Source organism: Aquabacterium sp. TM01 (assembly GCF_057808345.1).
Map to the genome: position 1 here is coordinate 1,340,727 of NZ_AP046529.1, position 23,157 is coordinate 1,363,883.

Below are 23,157 nucleotides of genomic sequence, written 5' to 3' on the forward strand. Positions count from 1 at the left end.
CGATCAGGCGTTCACGGCCACCAGCTCCAGACGGAGGTCGGGCAGGCCGGAGGGGGCGTAGACGGTCAGGGCCTGGGCTTGCAGCATGCGTTCGTACAGGCTGCCGCGTGGCTCCAGGGTGAAGTAATAGCTGCCTGGGCGCACCGGCACGGCCGCAGGCACCTGAGGGGCATGCACCAGGCGCACGCCCGGCATGGCCGAGAGCACCAGCTTCTCGACATCGTCTGGCGCGCCGATCTTGAAGCGCTGCGGCACCACCTCGACGAGCTCGGCGGGGGCCATCGTGGCGCTCACACCCAGGTAAAGCTGGGTCTGCGGGTTGATCTGCTCCGCATCGATTCGGCCCTGGTGGAATGACGGCTGCGTTTCCTTGAGCGCGATCGCAAAGTAACGGGTCGAAATGACCGTCTCCAGCAACTCCCGCACGATCTGGTCCAGGCGGGTGAAACCTGGGCCAGGATGGAGGTGATCGTAGGTGGGGAGGTCGGCCAGCGTGAAGGTCTTGGAGAAGGTCATCAGCGCCCCGGCCAGCTCCAGCAACTTCTCGAACAGACGCTCGGGATGTAGCGACGCATGGCGTGACAGGTGCGACAAGCCGGCGAAGGCAGAACTGGCAGTGTGCAGCAGCCAGAACGAGGCCACATCCCCCGAGCGGAACTCGATGATGTTCTTGCTGGGCTCGCGGTGCATGCCGTAGAGCGCATCGACCTTGGCTTGCAGCACGTCGAGCAGTCGGCGCAGGTACAAGAACAGTGAAGGCGAGGACTGGATGCTCAGACTGGGCGGCATGAAGCGTCCGTCCAGCTCAAAGCCACCCGTGGAGGTCTTGCGCAGACGCAGCAGGGGCAGGCTCACCAGATGCGCCCGTGGCTCACTGTCGTGCAGGATACGGGCCGACTTGCGCAGCACCACCAGCTCGGCGGCCACGGCGTCGGTGAAACCGTCGGCCGCTTGAACGGGTGAGCGGAAGTAGCGCACCGCCGTGTCCGCCTCTTGCTGCGTGCTCGCCATGTTGGTGCCACTGGCCCGCACGGGCGCCAGGGCCAGATGAAAGACCGCTTCGCTCGTGCCATCTTGCGTGATGGACGACAGCGAGACCGCTGGTGGCAGCTCGTCTTCGCCCGGCGCATTGAAGAGCTCGCCATCGGGCAGGACAACCTGCAACTCCAACAGTCGCAGCAAGCCGGTCTGCAGCGCGTCCGGATCGACCTTGACGTGGCGGACGCCCCAGGCGTAAGGGTGCAGCAGGCGTGACATCTGCGCCAGTCGCCACTCGTGATACGCGTCTTGCTGCTGGAAGTGTTGGGGGCGCAGGAAGAGGCCTTCGCCCCACAGAATTTTGGGTGACTGGATCACGCGAAACTTTCAGAAAAATGGGTGCCGGACATCAGGGGGCTCAGGGGCAGGGGATGGCTGCCGAGCGCACCACCTTGAGTGCCTGTCCGATGGGCTCACCCGCCTGCACGCTCATCGCGCAGGCATGGGCGCCCAGCGTCAATCCGCTGCGTTCGGCTGTGGCTGTGCTGAAGGCATAGCGCCAACGGTTGCTGGCCGGTGCGCGGAACATGCCAACGATGCCCACGTAGCGCACGTCACGGGGCACCTTCTCGGTCGTTTCGTATTGCTGCCCTGGAATGAGCTGCACCTCGCGCACGGACACCAGATCGTCTCCCAGCACGTCTTTCTCCTTGGCGGCATCACCGAAGGTGTCGGGGGGCGCCTGCAAGAAGGCGTCGGGACTGCGCAGTCGATACAGGCGCGTGAGCAGGGCCAGCGACTGCCCTTGCTCGGTGACGTTCAGAGACGTGCTGGCATGAACGCGCCAGGCAATGCGCCGGTCAGGCAAGGCGCTGTCGGGCACCTGGGGCAGCTCAGGGGCTTCAGGCTTTTTCAAGCCCGTGGCTTCCAGTGCCTTCTTGCCCAGGTTGCCGAGGTAACCCATCACTCCTCCCTCGGACGCACTCGCTTCGCCTGCGCTGAATTCCGCCAGCGACTTGGGTGCAGCATCGGGCAAGGCGACGGTGTCAGTGGGGGGGGTGCTGCAGGCCGCCAGTGTGCAAGCCAACAAGGCGCTTGCGCAGGCATGCCAACCCTGAGTGTGTGTGTTCATACATCTTGGACGGAGCAAGGGGTGCCCTTCGCCGGCGCGTAGTGTAAGAACTCGATGGCCATTGGGATTGCGGCCTCCCCCAACAGGAGGGGGAGGGATTTGCAACGAGTTGAAAGAGTCTGTAAGTCACCCCCGAATGGGGGCAGGCGAGCCAAATGAATTCCGTTTTAATCCGCGCTGTCGATCGGGGCCTCGTCCATCTGATCGCATTCACAAGTCATTAGGGAGTATTCGATTGACGCTGCAAAACGTACGCCGCCGCATGGGTCACATGGTGATGATCTCGTTGTTGTCTGGCTTGGCTGCCTGTTCTTCATTGCAGAAGCAGGACACCGAGTCGGCTCAGAAAGCCATTCGGGAGAAGGTCGATGCGCGCGTGAGCGCGGCCGATGAGGCGCTGAAGCAAGGGCAGTCTCAGCAGGCATTCGAACAGCTGGACCAGGCCATCAAGATTGACCCCTCGGCCAAGCAGCCCTGGGTGCGCAAGGCCCAGATCCACTTTGAAGCGCGGCAGTATGGCCACGCCATCAACGACGCCCAGGAAGTGCTGCAGCGTGACGTCAACGATCTGACTGCGCAGAGCATCCTGGCGGTCAGTGGCCTGCGTGTGAGCGCCGAAGCCCTTTCTCATCTGCGCAAGGTCAATGAGGTCAAGGGCTCGACCCGCAATGAGGCCGAGAGCGTTGCCAAGCTGATCCGCGAAGCCTTGGGTGAGCCCATTCTGGTGGCGCCGCAGGCCGAAGCGGCACCTGCGTCTGCCAAGCCTGTGCGTCGCACCGTGCGTCGCACCGAGCGCAGCGTCACTCCGGCGGCGACTCCCTCGGCCACCAGCCAACAGGCCGTGGCGCCTGCACAGGTGACCAAGGCCACGCCGGCACCTGTGGTCAAGCCCGCACCCGCAGCCAAGCCAGCAGGCAACACCACCGGCCGAGCCAATCCGTTTGGCGCCCTGCAGTAATCCCAAACATCAGGAAGGAGGCTGATCATGGCCAAGAAAGACAGCGTTCAACAACGACTCGGACGTGTGCGTCCGCCCCGTGTTCAGCTCACCTATGACGTGGAGGTGGGTGATGCCACCGAACAGAAGGAGATCCCCTTCGTGGTCGGTGTCATGGGCGACTTTGCCGGACAACCTGATCCGGACAAACCGCAGCCCAAGCTGAAGGACCGCAAGTTCGTCAGCATCGACATGGACAACTTCGACGAAGTGCTGGAAGGCATTGCGCCGCGCGCGAGCTACCGCGTCAAGAACAAGTTGTCCGCCGACGGTGGTGAGTTCGGTGTGAACCTGGCGTTCAAGAAGATCGAGGACTTCCGTCCGGAGTCGATCGTGGGGCAGGTCGAGCCTCTGCGCAAGCTGCTGGAAGCGCGCACCAAGCTGTCCGACCTGCGTAACAAGCTGGCCGGCAACGAGAAGCTCGAAGACGCGCTGGCCGAGGTGCTGAGCAGCACCGAAAAGCTCAAGCAGCTGAGCGCCGAAGCCCTGCAGACTGAACAGGAGTGATGCCATGAGCGCCCAACTGCAACCCCAGACCGGTGAAGTGGTCGACACCCTCAGCCTGCTGGACGACATCGTCGCCCGCAGCAAGGTGGCCAAGACCGACACCGAGCACGCCCGTGCCAAGGACATCATTGGCGAGCTGGTCAAGGAAGTGCTGGACGGCACCGTGGTGGTGTCCGACAACCTGTCGGCCAACATCGACGCCCGCATTGCCGAGATCGATCAACTGATCTCCGCACAGCTCAGCGAGGTGCTGCATGCCCCCGAGTTCCAGCAGATCGAATCCAGCTGGACGGGCCTGCACTACCTGTGCAAGCACACCTCCACTGGTGAACGCCTGAAGATCAAGCTGCTCAACACGAGCAAGAAGGACATCGTCAAGGACTTCAAGACGGCCATCGACTTCGACCAGTCGGCGCTGTTCAAGAAGGTCTATGAAGAAGAGTTCGGTACCTTCGGTGGCTCGCCTTTTGGCGCGCTGATTGGCGACTTCGAGATCGGCCGTGGCGCCGAAGACATGTATTTTGTCGAGCAGATGTCGCACGTGGCGGCTGCCTCGCATGCACCGTTCATCTCGGCCGCATCAAGCGAGCTGTTCGGCCTGGAAGCCTTCACCGACCTGGGCAAACCTCGCGATCTGGCCAAGGTGTTCGACACCGTCGACTACGCCAAGTGGAAATCCTTCCGTGAATCGGAAGACGCCCGCTACGTGGGTCTGACCGTGCCGCGCTTTCTGGGCCGTCTGCCTTACGACCCCAAGGAAGGCATCACGACCGAAGGTTTCAACTTCGTCGAGAACGTCGATGGCACCGACCACAGCAAGTACCTGTGGGTGAACACGGCGTATGCCCTGGGCGCACGCCTGACGGCCGCCTTCGAGACCTATGGCTGGTGCGCGGCCATCCGGGGTGTGGAAGGCGGTGGCCTGGTGGAAGATCTGCCCACCCACACCTTCAAGACCGATGACGGTGAGCTGGCGCTGAAGTGCCCGACCGAGGTGGCCATCACCGACCGCCGCGAGAAGGAACTCAGCGACCTGGGCTTCATCCCCCTGGTGCATTGCAAGAACACCGATTACGCCGCCTTCTTCGGCGCGCAGTCGGCGCAGAAAGCCAAGAAGTACGACAGCGAAGCGGCCAATGCCAATGCCGCACTGTCGGCCCAGTTGCAGTACATGTTTGCGGTCTGCCGCATTGCGCATTACATGAAGTCGATGATGCGCGACAAGGTGGGCAGTTTTGCCAACACGCTCGACGTCGAGCGTTATCTGCATAACTGGCTGATGCAGTACGTGGTGGACTCTCAGGACGCGTCGCAGGAAATCCGCGCCCAGAAGCCGCTGCGCGAAGCCAGTGTCGAGGTCAGCGAAGTGCCGGGTCGCCCGGGCGCGTATCGGGCGGTCGCCTTTGTGCGCCCCCATTACCAACTGGACGAGCTGTCGGTGTCGCTGCGCCTGGTTGCCGAGATGCCGCAAGGTTCGAAGTAAGCAGGTGAGTTCAGGCGGGGCGGCGTCGAAGAGCGCCGCCGCCGTACCTTTCACGATTCAACTCAAGGAGTGATACCCACATGAAAGACATTTACGTCAAGTTCAGCAAGCCGCTGAACGGCAAGGACATCAAGGGCGAGTCGCGCGATGCCGGTACCGGCCAGGTCCACCAAGCCCCCTGGTTTGAGGCGACCAGCTGGCAGCACTTTATCCGCCAGCCCAAGTCTGCCACGGCCTCGACCGCCGGCGGCCACACGGCAGAGCGTTGCGAACACGGCGAAATGATCTTCACCAAGGATCTGGACCTGGTCAGCCCGCAGCTGTGGGAGTCCTGCTCGGCCGGTACGCTGTACGACGAAGTGGAAATCCACTTCATGCGCGCCAACGGCACGAATGACCGCGTGCTGTACCTCAAGATTCAGCTGAAAAAGGTCATCATCTCGCAGGTATCGCCTACGGTGGACAAGGAAGGTCTGCCGACCGAAACCTTCGGTCTGAAGTACTCGGCCGTGCAATGGACCTACACGCAGCAGACCATGGACGGCAAGTCCAAGCCGGGTCAAGTGGCTTCCTGGAGCCTGGCCACCAACAAGGCCACCTTCGACGCCCCGATCTGATCGGTGTGATCGCCTGAGCGCGCCACAGCGCGCGTGACGAGATGGGGCCTTGTGCCCCATCTTCTGCTTCAAACGGTTTGCAAAGATGTCATCTGCCGTGCGCATTCGTCGCAGCGTGTTCGATCGCTTGCTGGACAACAACCCCGACATGCCGGAGGGACTGATGCAGACCTGCACGGTGGAGCAGTTGCGCGATGCGGTGGCGCGGGATCTGGAGAGCCTGTTGAACTCGCGGGCGGCCATCAGTTTTGATGCGTCCGATCTGGGGCCGCACACGGCCCGTTCGGTGCTGTGTTTCGGTGTGCGTGACTTTGTGGGGCGGGTGCTGTCCAGCTCGGAAGACCGCCGGCACATCAGTCGCAGCCTGTCGCACGCGATCGAGACCCATGAGCCCCGCCTGCAAGGCGTGTCGGTGCAGTTCCATGACGAGCAGGTCTCGCAGAGTTCGCTGGCCTTCACGATCCGGGCGATGCTGATGGTGCGGCCCACGCGCGAGACCGTGAGCTTTGATGCGGTGCTGCAGCCGTCCTTGTCGAGTTACCGGGTCATGCAGGCGCGCTTTGCGTCGGCGTGATCCTTGATGTTGTTGTTTTCGCCAGGCGCCAGTCATGGATGAGTTGTTGCCCCATTACGAGAGAGAGCTGGCGTTTCTGCGCACGCGCTCGGCCGACTTCGCGCGCCGCTATCCCAAGATCGCCGGGCGTTTGCAGCTGACCGGGGATGTGGGCGACGATCCCCATGTGGAGCGGCTGATGGAGTCGTTCGCGTTCCTCAGCTCGCGTATTCACAAGCGGCTGGACGATGACTTCCCGCTGTTCACGGAGTCGCTGCTGGAGGTGCTGTATCCGCACTACCTGCGATCGTTTCCTTCGTGCTCGATTGCCTGTCTGGACCTGGGGGCTGCCGCCGGTCAGATGAGCAAGAGCGTGGTGCTGCCGCGTGGCACGGCCATGACGAGCCGGGCGGTCAAAGGGGTGACCTGCCGCTTCCGCACCACGCAAGACGTGCGTCTGGTGCCGGTGCGCGTGAGCGAGGTGTCGTTTCGCAATGCCGTGGGTGCGTCCCCGGGCAGCCAGGTGCCGGCCGGAGCCAGCTCGGTGTTGTCGATCACGCTCGACAAGCTGTCACCGCAGATGTCGTGGCAGGCCATTTTGAGTGAGCCGCTGAGCGTGTACCTCGATGGCGAGGCCTCGCAGATCAGTGCCTTGCGGGAGGTGCTGTGCAACAAGGCCCTGGCCGTGATGCTGCAGTGGCAGCCGCATCACCCTTGGCAGTTGCCGCCGGCCACGGTCGATGGCCGGATGCGCCTGCCGACCTTGTGCGGTTTCGCCGACGACGAGGCCCTGATCGACTGGGATGAGCGGGCCAACCCGGCGTATCGCTTGTTGACCGAGTATTTCGCGTTCCCCGAGAAGTTCAATTTTGTGGAGCTTCCCGCACTGGCGATCGCGGGGGCGACTCCGGCCCATGGTGGAGAGGAGGGCGGGCAGCGCAGTGTGGTGCTGCACATTCCCCTGCGCGAGGTGCGCGCCGACTCGGACGAGTCGCGCCTGCTGGAGACGGTGGCGGCGCACAACGTGGTGCTGGGGGCGACCCCGGTGGTCAACCTCTTCACGCAACCGGCGGACCCGATTCGCATCACCCACAAGGCGGCCGATTACCCGGTGGTGGTGGATGCGCGCAAGGCTTATGGTTTCGAGCTGTACTCGCTGGACCGGGTGTACCGCGTGCGCCAGACGACGGCAGGTGAAGCGGTGGACGAGGTGCGGCCGTTCTTCTCCTTGCAGCACGATGAGCTGTGGTCGGAGGAGGATCAGGGCGACGACGATCCGCCGGCGACGGTCAGTGCGGCGCGTACCCGGCAGCGGCGCGGTGGTGCACGCTGTCTGGCGTACTGGCAGTTGCAACGAGACGAGGATGTCGCCTTGCATAGTCCTGGCTACGAGGTCTCGCTGACGCTGGTCGATGAATCCTTCGATCCGGTCTTGCCCAGCGTCGAAACGCTTTCGCTAGACGTGACAGCGACCAACCGGGATCTGCCCAGCCTGTTGGCGCCGGGTACGCTCGGTGGCGATCTGTTCATGGAGGGCGGTGGCCCGGCCAAGGAGATCCGCCTGTTGCGCAAGCCCACGGCCAGTCAGCGTTTCGAGCGCGGCCGGGGGGCTTTGTGGCGCTTGATTTCGCACCTGTCGCTCAACCACCTGTCCTTGTCGGGCGGGGGCATTGACGCGCTCAAGGAGATGCTGCGCTTGTACGACCTGCCGCGCAGTGCGAGCAATCGCCGTCAGCTCGATGGCCTGGTTGCGATCGAGTTCCGACCGGCCACGGCCTGGTTGCAGGGCGAGCCCTATGCCAGCTTCGTACGGGGCACCGAGGTGCGCCTCACGGTGGATGAGGGCAGCTTTGTGGGTACGGGCCTGGGCCTGTTCGCGGCCGTGCTCGATCATTTCTTTGGCCTGTATGTGCACGCCAACAGTTTCACGAAGCTGACGCTGGTGTCGGCTCGCACACAGGAAGAGGTGCTGACATGCCCCCCGCGCAACGGCGAGTTGCCGCTGGTGTGATCGAGGAACTGCTGCAGAACCCGCAGCAGTTCGGCTTCTTCCAGGCGATCCGGCTGCTGGAGGGGTGGCTGGCCGAGGGTGGCCAACCTGGACAGGGGCTGTCGCGTCTGAACTTTCGCAACAGCCTGGCCTTGTCGTTTCCTCCCAGCGAGATCGAGTCGCTGGTGGTGCAGCGACACGGTGAGGCCACTGATCCGACGCGTGCAGGCAGTGCAGCGGCGTCGGGGGATGCTGCCGCGTTGTCGCTCGATGCGGTTCTGGCGACTTCGGGCGAGGCGGCCAACGACGTGCCCCATGCGCTGCACCGCCACGAGGTGGCGCGCATCGACCTCACGCCCGCGTTCATGGGCTTGCTGGGGGTGAGCGGCGCCTTGCCGCTGTACTACACCGAGACCTTGGCCCAGCGCGAGCACTTCCACAAGGACCGTGCGGCGCGCGCCTTTCTGGACGTGTTCAGTCACCGGGCGGTGGCGTTGTTCTACCAGGCCTGGCGCAAGCACCGCATGGCTGTGCAGTACGAGGGGGCGCAGCGGCAGCGCTTTTTACCCGAGGTGCTGGCCCTGGCCGGTCTGGGGCAGAAGGGCTTGCGCGAGCGGCTGAAAGGCGCTTCGGGCGGCGTGGCGGATGAGTCGCTGGCCTTCCATGCGGGGGCCTTGCAGCGTCGCACGCTGTCTGCCCGGCAGCTGCAGCAGGTGCTGCAGTCCTATCTGAAGGTGCCGGTGCGGATCGAGCAGTTTGTGGGGCGCTGGTATCGCCTGCCGGACGAGGCCCGGGGCCATCTGGGCATGATCGCCGGTGGGCGGGCCGGACAGGTGCCGACCACGGGCGTGCTGGGGCGCTCGGCCATGCTGGGTGAACGCGTCTGGCAGCGCGATCTGCGCATGCGCGTGGTGCTGGGGCCGCTCGACCGTGCTGGTCTGCGGCGCTTCCTGCCGGGCGGGCGGGGCGCCGCGGCCTTGAAGTCGTGGCTGACCATGCTCAATGGCGTTGCCCTGGAGTACGAGGTCAACCTGACCTTGCAACGCGACGAGGTGCAGGGCTGCACGCTGAGCTCGCACCGGACATCCCACGAAGCCCGTTTGGGCTGGGACACCTTTCTACAAACCAGACCGGCCACGCAGGACCGCTCGGATGTGCACTACGACATTCATGCGGCCGCTTGAGTCGGCGTCCATTCCTTGGCTTTTCCAACGCTGTCATCACCATGAGTCAGAACCTCAAGACCTTGATCTCCAAGCTCAACGACACCACGCGGCGCGCGGCCGAGCGTGCGGCCAGCCTGTGCATGGCGCGGGGGCATTTCGAGGTGGACCTGGAGCATTTCATGCTGGCGCTGCTGGAGCAGCCGCAAACGGACCTCGCGGTGTTGTGTCAGCGCTTCGAGGTGTCGGTGACGGCACTGCAGCGTGATCTGGAAACTGAACTCAGCCAGTTCAAAGACGGGAACACGCGCACGCCGGTGTTCTCGGCCCATCTGCCGGTGTTGCTGGAGCATGCGTGGTTGATCGCCTCGCTGGAGTCGCATGCGGCACGCATTCGCAGTGCGCACGTGCTGCTGGCGCTGTTGACCGAGCCGAGCTTGAGTCAGCTGGCTCGGCGGGTGTCCAGTCAGTTTGCACGGTTCAAGCTGGAGGAATTGAAGCACCGCCTGAACGACATCACGCAGGGTTCGGTGGAGGCTGCGCAGTCGGTGCGGGACGCGCAGGCGCCGGCAGCCGACGGTGAGGCCGAAGGCGAGGGGCAGGCGGGGGCGGCGCTGGCTGGCAAGACGCCCGCGCTCGACCAGTTCACGACCAACCTGACGCAGCGTGCGCGTGAGGGGCAGGTGGACCCGGTGATTGGCCGCGACAGCGAGATCCGTCAGGCGATCGATATCCTGATGCGTCGGCGGCAGAACAATCCCATCCTGACGGGTGAAGCGGGTGTGGGCAAGACGGCGGTGGTCGAAGGGCTGGCGCTGCGCGTGGCCTTGGGCGACGTGCCGACACCGCTGCAGGGTGTGGCCATCCATGTGCTGGACATGGGCTTGCTGCAGGCTGGTGCTTCGGTGAAGGGCGAGTTCGAGAACCGCCTGAAGAATGTGATCGATGAGGTCAAACGCAGCCCGCACCCGATCATTTTGTTCATCGATGAGGCGCACACGATGATCGGCGCGGGTGGGCAGGCCGGGCAGAACGATGCGGCCAACCTGCTGAAGCCTGCTTTGGCGCGGGGTGAGTTGCGCACGATTGCCGCGACCACCTGGGGTGAGTACAAGAAGTACTTCGAGAAGGATGCGGCGCTGGCGCGGCGCTTCCAGGTCATCAAGGTGGAGGAGCCCAGCGAGGAGCTGGCTTGCGCGATGTTGCGTGGCATGGCGCCCCTGATGGAAAAGCACTTTGGGGTGCGCTTGCTGGACGAGGCGATTGCCGAGGCGGTGCGCCTGTCGGCGCGCTACATCAGCGGTCGCCAGTTGCCGGACAAGGCGGTGAGCGTGCTGGATACGGCGTGTGCCAAGGTGGCGCTGGGTCAGAGCGCCACGCCGGCACGCATTGAAGAGGCACGCAAGCACCTGGAGCGCCTGGATGCGGAAGCCGCCGCGCTGCTGCGTGAGGTGGCGTCGGGGGGGCGCCATGACGAGCGCCTGAATGAATTGCGGGCGATCCGCGAGGCGCTGACGGTGAGCTTGCAGGCTGACGAGGCGCGTTGGGGCGTGGAGCAGCAACTGGTGCAGGACATCCGTGTGCTGCGCGACAAGCTGGAGCACCAGGCGGGTGGCCTGTCGATGACTGAGGTGGAGCAGGGGGCGCAGGGCGGCGCCGTTGCAGTCAGCGAGGCTGACGCTGCCGCAGCCAGTGTGTCATCGGGGGCGCCTCAAAGTGCCGCCAAGACAGCCTCCGCAAGCGCCACGGCCGCGGTCAAGGGACGCAAAAAGTCTGGCCTGTCGGTCTTCGCGAGTGCCGACCATGGGCTGCTGGCGACCAAGCAGGCCGAGCTGGCGGCGCTACAGGGCGAAGCCCCGCTGGTGCCGATGCAGGTGGACGGCCATGTGGTGGCCGAGATCATCGCGGCGTGGACTGGCATCCCGTTGGGCAAGATGGTGAAGGACGAGATCCACACGGTGCGCAATCTGCAAGCCACGCTGCAGGAGAGGGTGATCGGGCAGGACCACGCGTTGGCGGCGATCGCGCAGCGGGTGCGCACAGCACGCGCCGGGCTGGAAGATCCCAACAAGCCCAAGGGGGTGTTCCTGTTTGTGGGGCCCAGCGGTGTCGGCAAGACCGAAACCGCGCTGGCGCTGGCCGACATCCTCTATGGGGGCGAGCGCAACCTCATCAGCATCAACATGAGCGAGTACCAGGAGGCGCACAGCGTCAGTGGCTTGAAGGGTTCGCCGCCCGGCTATGTGGGCTATGGCGAGGGCGGGGTGCTGACCGAGGCGGTGCGCCGCAAGCCCTACAGCGTGCTCTTGCTCGATGAGGTGGAGAAGGCGCACCCGGACGTGCTGGAGATGTTCTTCCAGGTGTTCGACAAGGGCCTGATGGACGACGCCGAAGGCAGGGAAATTGACTTCCGCAACACGGTGATCATCCTGACCTCGAATGCGGGCTCGCAGCACATCATGCAGGCGTGCTTTGAGCAGGACGAGGAACTGGGCGGCGCGGTGATGAAGTCGGCGGAGGCGCTGCCCGATGCCGACGCGCTGGCCGAGGTGCTGCGCCCGACGCTGTACAAGACCTTCAAGCCGGCGTTTGTGGGGCGGACCAAGGTGGTGCCGTACTACCCCTTGAACGACGACGTGCTGGCCGAGGTGATCAAGCTCAAGCTCGACCGCATTGCGGCGCGTGTGAAGGCGAACCACCAGGCCGATCTGGCCTACGACGATGCCCTGATCGACACCGTGTTGGCGCGTTGTACCGAGGTGGACACGGGGGCGCGGGCGGTGGACCACATCCTCAATGGCAGCCTGTTGCCAGAGGTGGCCGACAGCGTGTTGGCGCGCATGGCCGAAGGGCGCCCGATCCAGAAGATCAAGGTGTCGGCGGGCAAGGACGGTCAGTTCAAGTTCAAGGTGAGCTGATCGGCAGGGGATGGGCACCTGTGCAGCGCGTGCTGGTTGGCCGCGCTGGCCGGACCCGCGGGTGGTTGGATGCTGTCTCAGTCGGCGAGGATAAGCAGGGCTTCGTCGCGCCAGTAGGTGGTGGCGGCGTAGTAGCCCTCCCACACGCAGCCGTTGCAGCCGCGGCCGCAGCAACTGGTGGGCTCGGGCGGTGGTGGGCGCAGGCTCAGGCCTTGCGCCGCTGCACGCGCCTGCAGGGCCTCAAACATGGCCCGGGCCGAGGGCAGGTCGTGAAAAGCGCCGTCGTGCGGGTTCATGGGCGACAAAGGCATCGTGCAAACCCCCCATTTTAGCCAAGGGGGCGTGGCATAGTCTGCGCGTGAAACGGACTCCTTCTTCTTCCCCTCTGTCAGGTGCCGATACGTCGGCGGGTGATGGCCCGATGCTGGCGGTTTATGGTCATGTGGTGACCTGGAAGCACCTGATCCTGACGTCGGCTGCGCTGTTGCTGCTGATGTGCGCGGTGGCGCTGGCGGCGGGCTGGTGGGCGTGGCAGAACCTGGCGGCGCGCGTGGTCTTGCATGAGCAGGACGTGCAGATCCGCCTGCCCAAAGAGCTGGCTGTGGAGGCCGAGGTGAGCCGCAAGGTCCAGGTGCAGGTGGACCAGATGGTACCGCTGCGCGTGCCGATCAAGCAGGACCTGGACATTGCCATCAAGCAGACCGTGCCGATGACGGTGAGCATCGACACGGTGGTGCCGATTCGGCTGACGGTGCCGGTCAAGCAGGTGATCGAGGTGGACCAGGTGATCGAGCTGGACACGCAGGTGCAGACGCGGGTGTGGGGCATCGCCATGACTTTGCCCATTCAGGGCAAGGTGCCGGTGAAGGCCTCGGTGCCGATCGATCTGAACATTCCCATTCAACACGATCTGCCGGTGGCGCTGGTGCGCACGGCGCAGGTGACGATGCAGGCGCCTTTGCGCGCACACATCGATACGGTGATCGAGACCCGGGTGCCGATTCGCCAGGCGCTGGCGGTGCCCTTGATGGCGCCCGTGAGTGCGCGCCTGACGTTTCCGCAGCCCACGGTGGCGGCGGGCCTGGACCTGATGGACCTGACGATTCCGTTCAACGCGGTGACGCTGGGTTGGCGGGCGACGGGTGGGCGTTGACATGATGCAGGCGGGGCAGCGGATCGTGGCGCCTGCATCGAGTCCGCCGCGAGGCTGGCATCGCCCGGTGCGGCCGGGGGCGCTGTTCGTGGTCAGTGTCGCCTTGCTGTTGCTCTGGCTGGCGTTGATGGCCGGTGGGGTGATGTGGTTTTATGCGCGCTTCGAGAGCCACATCATGGTGCGGGAGCAGGCTGTGCGTGTGCGTCTGCCCTCGGGATTGCCGGCGCTGGCGGAGATGTCGTCACCCTTGAGGTTGCAGTTTCCACAGGCTTTCAAGGTGAATGTGCCGGTGAGTCAGGTCGTGCCTGTGCAGTTGCGCGACAGCGTGCAGGCCCGGGTGCGGCTGAAGACGGTGCTGCCGGTGTCCACGGAGGTGCGGGTGGACCATGAGGTGCTGATTTCGACCGTGGCTCGCTTGCATGCACCGGTGCACCGGTGGTTGCCGCCGCTGGATGTGACGGTGCCGGTGCAGCTGCGTTTGCCGGTGCACCTGGTGGTGCCGGTGCGTGCCGAGGTGCCTCTGGACCTGGATGTGGCGGTCAGCGGTGAGTTGCGCGAGAGCGTGAACGTGCCGGTGGACACGGTGTTGGCGCTGCGCCCTCAGGTGCAGGGCGACGTCGTGGCGCAGATGCGGACGCAGACGGCGTTTCGCTTATTCGGGCCCCAGGAGCCGGTGCCGATGACGATCGTCGATGCGCGTTTGCGCGTGCCCTTTGACCTGGCCTGGGTCACGCGCCGTGAACCTTGAGTTGCGCTAGCAGGCGGGCTCGTCTTGCGCGAGCACGGTGAGGGCGTTTTCGCACCAGTGCACCCAGCTTTGCTCGTACATGAGCCCGGTCTGCAGGATGAGGTGCTGAATGCGGGCCTCGCGGGTGAGCGGCTTGCCGTGGGGGAAGTCCCGGGCTTCGATGGCGCGGTAGGCGGCGAGCTTGGTGCTGTGCAGGGCCAGGCGGCGTTCGACTTCGCTGTGCAGGCCCAGGGGGCCGATGACGGCGTCGGCGCGCAGGCGCACCATGAACTCGTCACGCATGTCGAAGAGCGGGGCGGGCTCGCGGGCCCAGCGTTCGAGCTCGGTGCGGCCGGCGTCGAGCACTTGGTAGATCTTCTTGCGGGTGCGGCCGCCATCGGGGGCTGCCTCCGATGTGATCCAGCCAGCTTTTTCCATGCGGGCGAGCTCGCGGTAGATCTGCTGGTGGGTGGCGCGCCAGAAATAGCCGATGGACTTGTCAAAACGGCGGGCGAGGTCGTAGCCTGAGGACGATTTTTCCAGCAGGGACGTCATCAAGGCGTGGGAGAGCGACATGGCGCCAGTCTACGTGGCTCGTCTCAACCATGCAACCAGTTGCATACGGATCGCGAATCCCCTAATATGCTTTCATGCAACTGGTTGCATAGTTGCGTTGTCTGAATTTGTCGCTGTTCCCCCCATTCCTTGTCACGCAAGAGAGAGTCATCCCATGAGCGCTTATCCCCATCTTCTGCAACCGCTTGACCTGGGCTTCACCACGCTGCGCAACCGTGTCCTGATGGGCTCGATGCACGTGGGTCTGGAAGAGGCCAAGGATGGCTTCGAGCGCATGGCCGCCTTCTATGCCGAGCGTGCCCGCGGTGGGGTGGCCTTGATGGTGACCGGTGGGATTGCCCCGAACGACGACGGCCGCCCGTATCCGGGTGGTGCGCGCATGGCCTCGGAAGAAGAGGCGGAAAAGCACAAGGTGGTGACGGACGCCGTGCACGCCGCTGGCGGCAAGATCGCGATGCAGATCCTGCACTTTGGCCGCTATGCCTACCACCCCGGCCTGGTGGCGCCGAGTGCGATCAAGGCGCCGATTTCGCCGATGCCGCCGCGCGCGCTGACCACGGAAGAGGTGGAGCGCACGATCAATGACTACGCGCACAGCGCGGCCATGGCCCAGAAGGCCGGCTACGACGGCGTGGAGATCATGGGCTCCGAGGGCTATCTGATCAACGAGTTCATCGCGGCGCGCACCAACCAGCGCGACGACGAATGGGGTGGCGCGTACGAGAACCGCATGCGCTTCCCGGTGGAGATCGTGCGCCGCACGCGTGAGCGTGTGGGCCCGAACTTCATCATCATCTACCGCCTGTCCATGCTGGACCTGGTGGAGGGTGGCTCGACCTTTGACGAGGTGGTGCAACTGGCCCAGGCCGTGGAAGCCGCTGGCGCCACGATCATCAACACCGGCATTGGCTGGCACGAAGCCCGCATCCCGACCATTGCCACCAGCGTGCCGCGAGGTGCTTTTGCCTGGGTGACGCAGAAGATGAAGGGCAAAGTCAAGATCCCGCTGATCACGACCAACCGCATCAACACGCCGGACGTGGGCGAGAAGATCCTGGCCGAGGGCTGTGCCGACATGGTGTCGATGGCGCGTCCGCTGCTGGCCGACCCGGATTTTGTGAACAAGGCAGCCGCCGGCAAGGCCGACGAGATCAACACCTGCATTGGTTGCAACCAGGCCTGCCTGGACCACACCTTCAGCGGCAAGATCACCTCGTGTCTGGTGAACCCGCGTGCCTGCCATGAGACGATTTTGAAGATTGAACCGGTGGTGGCGAAGAAGCGCATCGCCGTGGTGGGCGCGGGCCCGGCGGGCTTGGCGGCGGCCACGACGGCGGCTCGACGCGGCCACGAGGTGACTTTGTTCGAAGCTGGCGACGATGTGGGTGGGCAGTTCAACATTGCCAAGCAGATTCCGGGCAAGGAAGAGTTTTACGAGACGCTGCGTTACTTCCGCAACGAGATCAAGCTGTCGGGCGTGAAGGCGCAGTTCAACACCCGCGTGGGCGTGGACGAACTGGTCAAGGGCGGCTTTGACGAGATCTTGCTGGCGACCGGCGTGACGCCGCGCACCCCGCCCATTGAGGGCGTGGACCACCCGAAGGTGCTGAGCTACCTGGACGTGCTGCGCGACAAGAAGCCGGTGGGCAAGAACGTGGCGGTGATCGGTGCCGGTGGCATTGGCTTTGACGTGTCGGAGTACCTGACGCACGAAGGTGAGAGCCCAGCGCTGAACCTGGCCAAGTTCAATGAAGAGTGGGGCATTGACGCGGAGTACAAGGACCGTGGCGGCATCAAGGCACCGCACCTGGACAAGGCCCCGCGCCAGATCTATCTGCTGCAGCGCAAGACCAGCAAGGTGGGCGATGGCCTGGGCAAGACCACGGGTTGGATCCACCGTACGTCGCTGAAGAACCGCAATGTGGAGATGATTGCCGGCGCGACCTACAACAAGATCGACGACGCGGGCCTGCACATCAGCGTGGGTGGCAAGGACGTGCTGCTGCCGGTGGACAACGTCGTGCTGTGCGCCGGTCAGGAGCCCTTCCGTGCGTTGCAGGCAGGTCTGGAAGCCGCTGGGCAGAAGGTGACCCTGATCGGGGGCGCGGATGTGGCTGCTGAGCTGGACGCCAAGCGCGCCATCAAGCAAGGCACCGAAGTGGCTGCGGCGTTGTGATCATGGCGACGTCACCGAATTTGAATCCGCAGGTGGCGGCCTCGCTGGCGCTGTGGCACGAGATGGTGGCGCAGCAGGATCTGGGCCGCTTGCCCTCGATCCTGCGCGACGATGCGGTGTTCCGTTCGCCGATGGCGTTCAAGCCGTATGTGAGCGCCACGGCGGTGAACCTCATCCTGACCACGGTGTTGCAGGTCTTCCAGGACTTCACCTATCACCGCACCCTGGTCTCAAGCGATGGCCTCAATGTGGTGCTGGAGTTCAGCGCCACAGTGGCCGACAAGCAGCTCAAGGGCATCGACATGATCCGCTTCGATGAAGACGGCAAGATCGTCGACTTCGAGGTGATGGTGCGACCGATGAGCGGCCTGCAGGCCCTGGGCGCCGAGATGGGCGCACGCCTGGCCGCGTACCTGCCGGCCTACAAGGCCCAAGTGTCTCAATCTGGACAGTGAGAAATCCCCATGCAATTTGAAACCCTGGCTGTGTCGGTGGACCAGCACATTGCCACCGTCAAGCTCAACCGGCCGGAGAAGGCCAATGCCATGAACTGGCAGATGTGGCAGGACATCCGCAGCGCGATGCAGTGGGCCGATCGCACGCCCGAGGTGCGCGTGGTGATCCTGGAAGGTGAGGGCAAGCACTTCACCTCGGGCATTGACCTGACGATGATGATGGGCCTGCAGGCCCAGATCAAGGACGATTGCGACGGCCGTTCGCGCGAGAAGCTGCGCGCGCTGGTGCTGGAGCTGCAGGACACGCTCAGCAGCATCGAGCGCTGCCGCAAGCCGGTGCTGGCAGCGATCCACAACGGCTGCGTGGGCGGTGGGGTGGACCTGATCAGCTGCACCGACATGCGCTATTGCTCGGCCGATGCGTACTTCACGATCAAGGAGATCGACATTGGCATGGTGGCCGACGTGGGCACGCTGCAGCGCCTGCCCAAGCTGATCGGCAACCAGGGCATCGTGCGTGAGATGGCGTTCACGGGCCGCAAGGTGCTGGCCGACGAGGCGCTGCGCATCGGCCTGGTCAACCAGGTGTTCGAGACGCGTGAGGCGATGCAAGCCGGTGTGCGCGAGATGGCGGCCTTGATTGCGTCGAAATCGCCGCTGTCGATCCGTGGCACGAAGGAAATGCTGAACTACAGCCGCGACCATTCGGTGGCCGATGGCCTGAACTACATCGCAACGTGGAATGCGGCGATGCTGATGTCCAGCGACCTGACGACGGCGATGATGGCCAGCATGGCCAAGCAGACGCCTCAGTTCAAGGACTGATCGCCACTGCCGGCGGTGGAGGGCAACAGGGTGGAACGCTGGTTACACGGTGCCCTCACGCTGGGCTTGGCGCCGCTGCTGTTGGTGCAGGGGCGCTGGGTGCGTCGGCGCACGCTGGCGTTGCCCGAACCGCCGGGGCTGCGTGCCGGCGTGATCGGCCAAGGGCCGATGTTGCGCTTGCTGATCGTGGGTGACTCTTCGGCGGCGGGCGTGGGCGCGGCGCATCAGGATGAGGCGCTGAGCGGGCGTTTGACGCAGGCCTTGTCACGCGATTTCACGGTGCAATGGACCTTGCTGGCCTGCACGGGCCACAAGCTGGCCGATGTGCGGGCGGCGGTGCGGGGGCTACCCGCCGAGCCGTTCGATGTGGTGGTGGTTGCGGTGGGTGTGAACGATGCCACGGGGCGCACGCGCATGGCGCATTGGCTGCACGGTCTGGCGTCACTGGTGACGGAGTTGAAGCAAGGGCATCAGGCTCAGCAGGTGATCCTGTCGGCCTTGCCGCCGGTGCATTTGTTTCCGGCCTTGCCGCAGCCTTTGCGGTGGTATCTGGGGCGGTGTGCCACACGTTTAGACCAGGCGCAGCGGCGCTGGGTGGCCGGCCAGCCGGGCTGTGAAGTGGTGGGCGCGGATTTTCCGATGGACCTGCGCTACATGGCGGATGATGGGTTTCATCCGGGGGCTTTGGCGTATGCGGCCTGGGCGGGAGCGTTGGCGGCGCGGATCCGGGTGCAGCACAATCGCCTTAGTGCGTCGCCTGAGCACGTCGAGGGCAGCTCAGCTGCACGATGAGCCCATCACTTTGAGTGATGGTGGCCGTTCAGCCTTGGGCCTCTCTCGAACTGATTGGTGTGACAGGAGGGCGTAGGCCACCCTCCTGCCCACATCTCACGACTTTCGGCGACCGGTCAGGCCTGCACCCAGCAACGCCAAACTCACCAGCGCCAGCGACGCTGGTTCTGGAACATGCTGAGTCAAGGTCAGCGTGCTGTTCATGTTGCGGTTTGAATCGTTGTTAACGCCAGTCCAAATGAACTGGATGTTCTCGCCAGCACTCAAGCCAGTAAACGTGTACGTGCCGACGTAGTCGAAACCACTAGAAGGCGCATCGCAGCAAGAGGCGGGCCCTGCGCTCAGGATGGTCTGTGTGCCACTGGCATCCACTGCACTCAAAGTCAGCATGACTTGGTAGTACGCGAAGAAGCCTTGGAGTCGGAAGTCGAACGAGTAGTCGCCTGCATCGGCCACGGTGGCCTGTGCGATCCAGGTGCTGGTGCCAAAGGGGGAGGTGGGATTGACTTCTGTCAACGAGGTGACGTTGCCACTTTGACTGCTTGTCAGGACGCCAGGGCCGGCCACCCAGTTCCACGCGACAACGTCAGCTTGCGCGGTACCGCCAAAAGCCAGCAGACAAGCGGCCGCAACCACTCCGTTGCGTGCGCTGGAAAGACGGTTCTGAATAAAGCTGGCCATTGCGTGGTTCCCTCAAAATCTGGTTAACGCCGGCCAAGATGGACAGGCATGCCAGTACAGCGAAAATCATGCCAACATATAAATATTGATACGAATCAATGTGCTACCGCAATCATGGGCAGATTGCCGCTCTGATAGGTGTAAAGATTTTCGACATTCAATGGCGCCGAGAAGAAGGCAAACACGGCGGCGAAAGTCCTTGGGAAAGCGTTCAAGGGAAGCTGTCCTATCCCACCAAGACGTGGCAGCTCAGGAGTTGCTGTTCTAGCCGGCTTGCTGGATGGCGTGCCGCCGAGCGACTGGTGTCGCGGGCAAAGCATTCGGTGGAGGTCACGGGCCTTCAACGTCAATCATTGACGGTCGCCACTGTCCCGGCACAGCCCTGGAATGTCGCAGATCAGTTTGTTGCCGTCTGCGACGCGCGGAAATGGGAGGCAGGGGCTGGACTCAAGTCGTCCAGCGCATGAGCGTGACGAGCAGCACCAAAACACCCAGGCCGAGGTTGATCGAGACCCATGTACGAATCTGCGCCAGAGCCGCACCACCGGCGGCCCACTCTGCCGCTGCAACGGCCCCGTCGAGCCTCCTGAAAAGCACAAAGCGGATGTGCATGAAGATCGCCACCATGACGACGCCCAGCACCGCCATGACGGTCCAGGCCAGCGGCATCTCGAAGCTGCCCCCCGACTGCACCACCTGCTTGGCCACACGACCCAGCATCCACACGCCGCTGGCCAGAGTCAGCAGTGAGACCATGAGCACGGCCTGGAAGAAGCGCTCGAGCACATCGTGCATCAGCCGCAACCGCGCTGGAGGCTCCAGCTGAGCAACCGCCGGCCGCAGGAAGAAGTGCGCAAACACCATGCCACCGATCCACACGATGATGGACAGCACATGAACAGTCTTGAGGAGCGCGTAGATCATCGTTCAGTCCCAGAAGGAGGTGGCATTCATCTCTAAAGGATGATACTTGCCGGCCGGGAGCTTGGCGCCTTGCATCAGCGCGGTGTGCCTTCCACGCTGCGCAGAGTGAGGGACTGCCCGCTCAACCATTGTTTGCGGGCCGAGCCGCAGTGCGGACAGGGCTCGATGCGGTCGGGTGGTTCGTACACCGTGGCGCATTGCGGGCAGCGTGCCTGGGCGGGGATGGTGTGCATCTCGATGTCCGCGCCTTCGGCCAGGGTGCCTGGCAAGGCGGCCAGCAAGGCGGTGCGCAGCGCGTCTTCATCGACACTGCCTAAGGCACCGATGTCGAGCACGATGCGGGTGATGCGCGAGAGCGTGTTGCGTTGTCGCTCCAGCAGGGCGATGACCTCGATGGCCAGTGAGGCTTCATGCATCGTGAGGATCGTTTGATTGGCTGACCGACCGCGCGTGGACCTCTGGCGTGGTTACCCAGTCGAGGAGCTCGTTCCAGGCTTGATCCATGGCGTCTTGCATGGTGGCCGACACCGGGGCGCCCAGCTCGAAGTCTTCGCCGCGCAGGGACAGCAGCCAGGCACGGGGAGGCGGGATCTGCAGGGTGTGTGCACACAGGTGCAGCAACTGGCTGGGTGTGCATTGATGGCTGCTGATGGCCGGGCCGCTGGCGCTGGCTTCGATGCGCTGCCATTGCACCGGCTTCCCCTGCCGAGCCGCGGCGTCGATGAACAGCACGCGATCGCGGCCGCGCAGGTCGTAGGCGTGCTCCACCATCAACTGTTGGTCGCAGAGGATGGTGAGGTCGTGCGCGCGGGTGCCGTCTTGGTGGTGGTCCTCGTCGCTCAGCCATGACGAGAGGCGTTCGGCGAGCAGCGGACCGGCGGCATCGTCGCCGCGGCTGGGGTTGCCCACGGCCACCACGAGCGTGCGGGCCCAGTCGGTCGGCAGCGGCGCGTCGCCGTCGATCAGGCTGAGGGCGTTCATGCGCCAAGCGGGGGCCAGTTGGCCGGGGCGCGATGCGCCATGGGGCGCTCCAGCGTGCCGTCCTCGTGCTTGAGTAGCACATCGGCCAGTTGCCCATCGGCCTCGACCACCTCGATGCGCAGGGGCATCTTGCCCACGGCATGCGTGGCGCACGACAGGCAGGGGTCGTAGGCGCGGATGGCGACTTCGATGTGGTTGAGCAGGCCTTCGGTGATCTCGCGGCCATCGAAGTATTCGGCCGCGACACTGCGCACGGCCTCGTTCATCGCGGTGTTGTTGTGCGTGGTCGAGACGATCAGGTTGGCGTAGTTGATGAGGTCGTCGTCCCCCACGCGGAAGTGGTGGATGAGCGTGCCACGCGGGGCCTCGATCACGCCGATGCCTTCGCGCAGCGGGGTGCCGGTGGCCATCAGATCGGTGCCGACGATGTCCGGATCGTGCAGCAGGCGCTCGATGCTTTCGGCGCAGTGCAAGGTGTCGATCATGCGGGCCCAGTGCTGGGCCAGCGCCGCGGTCACCGGCTTGCCGTCGCCCCAGGTCACAAAGGCCTGACGGGCCGCCTCGGCGCGGGGCGTGTCGAGGTAGGTGGCGTTGTTGATGCGGGCCATCGGGCCCACGCTGTACCAGCCATGCTCAGGGCCGAGCGCGCGCAGATACGGGAACTTCATATAGGTCCAGGGCTTGACCTCTTCGCTGATCAGCTGCTGGTAGTCCTGCGCATCGACCTGGTCGACGATGAGCTGGCCCTGGGCGTCTTTCACGCGCAAGGCGCCGTCGTACAGGTCGGCTGCGCCATCGGGGCGCACCAGGGACATGAAGCTGGAGGGGACGTTGGCAAAGCGACCGTGTTCGGGCTGGCCGGCCAGGAAGAGGTCGCGGGCCAGCCCCAGGGTGCTGTCGCACCACGCGATGATCTGGCCGATGTCGGTGCGCATCAGGTCGCGGTCGCTCACGGACAGGGCCTTGTTGAAGCCGCCCGGCACCGAGCCGGTACCGTGTATGCGCTTGCCCGTCAGCAGGCGGATGATTTCCTGCCCGTACTTGCGGATGCGGATGCCTTGCAGGCCCAGTTCGCGTTCATCCTGCAGCACGCCGACGATGTTGCGGTGGGCCACGGCGTCGTCAAAGCCGAACAGCAGGTCAGGGGAGGCGAGGTGGAAGAAGTGCAGGGCGTTGGACTGCAGCACCTGGGCGAAGTGCAGCAGGCGACGCAGTTTCTCGGCGGGGGGCGTGAGGCGCCCCTTGCCAATGACGAAGGCGTCGCAGGCCTTGCTGGAGGCCAGCAGGTGGCTGACCGGGCAGATGCCGCACAGACGCTGCACCATGATCGGCACTTCCCAGTACGGGCGGCCCTGGATGAAGCGCTCGAAGCCGCGGAACTCGACGATGTGCAGGCGGGCTTGCTGGACGCGGCGGTGCTCGTCGAGCAGCAGGGTGACCTTGCCATGGCCTTCGACGCGGCTCACGGGCTCGATGACCACGCGGTTCAGGCTGGCCGGGTCGGTGGCGGTTTCAAGCGGGTGGGGCAT

Annotated in this window: 23 protein-coding genes; 14 read left to right on the plus strand and 9 right to left on the minus strand. The window is 64.5% G+C overall.

Translation table 11 applies throughout. From position 1 onward, the window contains the following. Positions 1-3: 3 nt before the first annotated feature. Positions 4-1,356 (minus strand): type VI secretion system baseplate subunit TssK, encoded by a 1,353-nt coding sequence (gene tssK / locus AC3WW4_RS06205; RefSeq protein WP_488827499.1) that lies wholly within the window; start codon positions 1,354-1,356, stop codon positions 4-6. A 40-nt stretch (positions 1,357-1,396) separates the two neighbouring features. Continuing rightward, entirely contained in the window at positions 1,397-2,110 is a 714-nt protein-coding gene (gene tssJ, locus AC3WW4_RS06210) for a type VI secretion system lipoprotein TssJ (RefSeq protein ID WP_488827500.1), read from the minus strand. 271 nt (positions 2,111-2,381) lie between these two features. Between tssJ and AC3WW4_RS06215 the strand changes: the two genes are divergently transcribed. The 8 genes from AC3WW4_RS06215 to tssH all read left to right on the plus strand — a co-directional run bounded on the left by AC3WW4_RS06215 (position 2,382) and on the right by tssH (position 12,338). After that, positions 2,382-3,068, plus strand: coding sequence for a hypothetical protein (locus AC3WW4_RS06215; protein ID WP_488827501.1), 687 nt, complete (start codon positions 2,382-2,384; stop codon positions 3,066-3,068). Between the two features lie 27 nt (positions 3,069-3,095). Next, on the plus strand, positions 3,096-3,614 hold the full coding sequence (gene tssB / locus AC3WW4_RS06220) for a type VI secretion system contractile sheath small subunit (RefSeq protein WP_488827502.1): 519 nt from the start codon (positions 3,096-3,098) through the stop codon (positions 3,612-3,614). A 4-nt stretch (positions 3,615-3,618) separates the two neighbouring features. Then, positions 3,619-5,097 (plus strand): type VI secretion system contractile sheath large subunit, encoded by a 1,479-nt coding sequence (gene tssC / locus AC3WW4_RS06225; RefSeq protein WP_488827504.1) that lies wholly within the window; start codon positions 3,619-3,621, stop codon positions 5,095-5,097. Positions 5,098-5,177: 80 nt separating this feature from the next. Next, positions 5,178-5,714, plus strand: coding sequence for an Hcp family type VI secretion system effector (locus AC3WW4_RS06230; protein WP_488827505.1), 537 nt, complete (start codon positions 5,178-5,180; stop codon positions 5,712-5,714). Positions 5,715-5,799: 85 nt separating this feature from the next. Then, positions 5,800-6,288, plus strand: a complete 489-nt coding sequence (gene tssE / locus AC3WW4_RS06235; RefSeq protein WP_488827506.1) for a type VI secretion system baseplate subunit TssE — start codon at positions 5,800-5,802, stop codon at positions 6,286-6,288. Between the two features lie 34 nt (positions 6,289-6,322). After that, on the plus strand, positions 6,323-8,278 hold the full coding sequence (gene tssF, locus AC3WW4_RS06240; RefSeq protein WP_488827507.1) for a type VI secretion system baseplate subunit TssF: 1,956 nt from the start codon (positions 6,323-6,325) through the stop codon (positions 8,276-8,278). Further along, positions 8,242-9,441, plus strand: a complete 1,200-nt coding sequence (gene tssG, locus AC3WW4_RS06245; protein WP_488827508.1) for a type VI secretion system baseplate subunit TssG — start codon at positions 8,242-8,244, stop codon at positions 9,439-9,441. Before tssF ends, tssG begins: the two co-directional genes overlap by 37 nt. A gap of 41 nt (positions 9,442-9,482) precedes the next feature. Continuing rightward, complete coding sequence (gene tssH, locus AC3WW4_RS06250) at positions 9,483-12,338, plus strand: type VI secretion system ATPase TssH (RefSeq protein WP_488827509.1); 2,856 nt, start codon at positions 9,483-9,485, stop codon at positions 12,336-12,338. Positions 12,339-12,415: 77 nt separating this feature from the next. On the opposite strand, the gene AC3WW4_RS06255 is transcribed toward tssH, so the two are convergent. Continuing rightward, positions 12,416-12,634: an oxidoreductase-like domain-containing protein gene (locus AC3WW4_RS06255; RefSeq protein ID WP_300156005.1), complete on the minus strand. Its 219-nt coding sequence runs from the start codon at positions 12,632-12,634 to the stop codon at positions 12,416-12,418. A 125-nt stretch (positions 12,635-12,759) separates the two neighbouring features. On the opposite strand from AC3WW4_RS06255, the gene AC3WW4_RS06260 reads away from it, so the two are divergent. Both AC3WW4_RS06260 and AC3WW4_RS06265 read left to right on the plus strand, forming a co-directional pair. Next, positions 12,760-13,491, plus strand: a complete 732-nt coding sequence (locus AC3WW4_RS06260) for a hypothetical protein (protein ID WP_488827510.1) — start codon at positions 12,760-12,762, stop codon at positions 13,489-13,491. A 25-nt stretch (positions 13,492-13,516) separates the two neighbouring features. Next, the gene (locus AC3WW4_RS06265; protein WP_488827512.1) at positions 13,517-14,239 is read left to right on the plus strand and encodes a hypothetical protein; all 723 of its coding nucleotides are present in this window, start codon (positions 13,517-13,519) and stop codon (positions 14,237-14,239) included. 6 nt (positions 14,240-14,245) lie between these two features. Here the strand turns inward: AC3WW4_RS06265 and AC3WW4_RS06270 are convergent, their stop codons facing one another. Then, entirely contained in the window at positions 14,246-14,794 is a 549-nt protein-coding gene (locus AC3WW4_RS06270; protein ID WP_488827513.1) for a PadR family transcriptional regulator, read from the minus strand. Between the two features lie 154 nt (positions 14,795-14,948). Here AC3WW4_RS06270 and AC3WW4_RS06275 point away from each other — a divergent pair, with 154 nt between their 5' ends. The 4 genes from AC3WW4_RS06275 to AC3WW4_RS06290 are packed head-to-tail and all read left to right on the plus strand — an operon-like array spanning position 14,949 to position 19,042. Continuing rightward, positions 14,949-16,970 (plus strand): FAD-dependent oxidoreductase, encoded by a 2,022-nt coding sequence (locus tag AC3WW4_RS06275; RefSeq protein ID WP_488827514.1) that lies wholly within the window; start codon positions 14,949-14,951, stop codon positions 16,968-16,970. 2 nt (positions 16,971-16,972) lie between these two features. Then, positions 16,973-17,425 carry a nuclear transport factor 2 family protein gene (locus AC3WW4_RS06280; protein WP_488827516.1) on the plus strand — a complete coding sequence of 151 codons (453 nt, stop codon included), beginning with the start codon at positions 16,973-16,975 and terminating at the stop codon, positions 17,423-17,425. 9 nt (positions 17,426-17,434) lie between these two features. Further along, positions 17,435-18,250: a crotonase/enoyl-CoA hydratase family protein gene (locus AC3WW4_RS06285; RefSeq protein ID WP_488827517.1), complete on the plus strand. Its 816-nt coding sequence runs from the start codon at positions 17,435-17,437 to the stop codon at positions 18,248-18,250. A gap of 30 nt (positions 18,251-18,280) precedes the next feature. Then, the gene (locus AC3WW4_RS06290; protein ID WP_488827518.1) at positions 18,281-19,042 is read left to right on the plus strand and encodes an SGNH/GDSL hydrolase family protein; all 762 of its coding nucleotides are present in this window, start codon (positions 18,281-18,283) and stop codon (positions 19,040-19,042) included. 96 nt (positions 19,043-19,138) lie between these two features. On the opposite strand, the gene AC3WW4_RS06295 is transcribed toward AC3WW4_RS06290, so the two are convergent. From AC3WW4_RS06295 to AC3WW4_RS06315, 5 genes are all read right to left on the minus strand, one after another. Next, complete coding sequence (locus AC3WW4_RS06295) at positions 19,139-19,723, minus strand: PEP-CTERM sorting domain-containing protein (RefSeq protein ID WP_488827519.1); 585 nt, start codon at positions 19,721-19,723, stop codon at positions 19,139-19,141. 447 nt (positions 19,724-20,170) lie between these two features. After that, positions 20,171-20,647, minus strand: coding sequence for a CopD family protein (locus tag AC3WW4_RS06300; RefSeq protein WP_488827520.1), 477 nt, complete (start codon positions 20,645-20,647; stop codon positions 20,171-20,173). A 74-nt stretch (positions 20,648-20,721) separates the two neighbouring features. Next, a complete protein-coding gene (locus AC3WW4_RS06305) occupies positions 20,722-21,063 on the minus strand; it encodes a hydrogenase maturation nickel metallochaperone HypA/HybF (protein WP_488827521.1) in 342 nt (113 codons plus the stop codon). Then, positions 21,056-21,628, minus strand: a complete 573-nt coding sequence (locus AC3WW4_RS06310) for a hydrogenase maturation protease (protein WP_488827522.1) — start codon at positions 21,626-21,628, stop codon at positions 21,056-21,058. The genes AC3WW4_RS06305 and AC3WW4_RS06310 overlap by 8 nt, the downstream gene beginning before the upstream one ends. Further along, positions 21,625-23,157: a Ni/Fe hydrogenase subunit alpha gene (locus AC3WW4_RS06315; RefSeq protein ID WP_488827523.1), complete on the minus strand. Its 1,533-nt coding sequence runs from the start codon at positions 23,155-23,157 to the stop codon at positions 21,625-21,627. Before AC3WW4_RS06315 ends, AC3WW4_RS06310 begins: the two co-directional genes overlap by 4 nt.

Coding starts and splice junctions, on each gene's coding strand:
- tssJ (WP_488827500.1), bottom strand. CDS start 2,110: ATGAACACACACACTCAGGGTTGGCATGCCTGCGCAAGCGCCTTGTTG.
- AC3WW4_RS06215 (WP_488827501.1), top strand. CDS start 2,382: ATGGTGATGATCTCGTTGTTGTCTGGCTTGGCTGCCTGTTCTTCATTG.
- tssB (WP_488827502.1), top strand. CDS start 3,096: ATGGCCAAGAAAGACAGCGTTCAACAACGACTCGGACGTGTGCGTCCG.
- tssC (WP_488827504.1), top strand. CDS start 3,619: ATGAGCGCCCAACTGCAACCCCAGACCGGTGAAGTGGTCGACACCCTC.
- AC3WW4_RS06230 (WP_488827505.1), top strand. CDS start 5,178: ATGAAAGACATTTACGTCAAGTTCAGCAAGCCGCTGAACGGCAAGGAC.
- tssE (WP_488827506.1), top strand. CDS start 5,800: ATGTCATCTGCCGTGCGCATTCGTCGCAGCGTGTTCGATCGCTTGCTG.
- tssF (WP_488827507.1), top strand. CDS start 6,323: ATGGATGAGTTGTTGCCCCATTACGAGAGAGAGCTGGCGTTTCTGCGC.
- tssG (WP_488827508.1), top strand. CDS start 8,242: ATGCCCCCCGCGCAACGGCGAGTTGCCGCTGGTGTGATCGAGGAACTG.
- tssH (WP_488827509.1), top strand. CDS start 9,483: ATGAGTCAGAACCTCAAGACCTTGATCTCCAAGCTCAACGACACCACG.
- AC3WW4_RS06255 (WP_300156005.1), bottom strand. CDS start 12,634: ATGAACCCGCACGACGGCGCTTTTCACGACCTGCCCTCGGCCCGGGCC.
- AC3WW4_RS06260 (WP_488827510.1), top strand. CDS start 12,760: ATGCTGGCGGTTTATGGTCATGTGGTGACCTGGAAGCACCTGATCCTG.
- AC3WW4_RS06270 (WP_488827513.1), bottom strand. CDS start 14,794: ATGTCGCTCTCCCACGCCTTGATGACGTCCCTGCTGGAAAAATCGTCC.
- AC3WW4_RS06275 (WP_488827514.1), top strand. CDS start 14,949: ATGAGCGCTTATCCCCATCTTCTGCAACCGCTTGACCTGGGCTTCACC.
- AC3WW4_RS06280 (WP_488827516.1), top strand. CDS start 16,973: ATGGCGACGTCACCGAATTTGAATCCGCAGGTGGCGGCCTCGCTGGCG.
- AC3WW4_RS06285 (WP_488827517.1), top strand. CDS start 17,435: ATGCAATTTGAAACCCTGGCTGTGTCGGTGGACCAGCACATTGCCACC.
- AC3WW4_RS06295 (WP_488827519.1), bottom strand. CDS start 19,723: ATGGCCAGCTTTATTCAGAACCGTCTTTCCAGCGCACGCAACGGAGTG.
- AC3WW4_RS06300 (WP_488827520.1), bottom strand. CDS start 20,647: ATGATCTACGCGCTCCTCAAGACTGTTCATGTGCTGTCCATCATCGTG.
- AC3WW4_RS06305 (WP_488827521.1), bottom strand. CDS start 21,063: ATGCATGAAGCCTCACTGGCCATCGAGGTCATCGCCCTGCTGGAGCGA.
- AC3WW4_RS06310 (WP_488827522.1), bottom strand. CDS start 21,628: ATGAACGCCCTCAGCCTGATCGACGGCGACGCGCCGCTGCCGACCGAC.
- AC3WW4_RS06315 (WP_488827523.1), bottom strand. CDS start 23,157: ATGCCCCACCCGCTTGAAACCGCCACCGACCCGGCCAGCCTGAACCGC.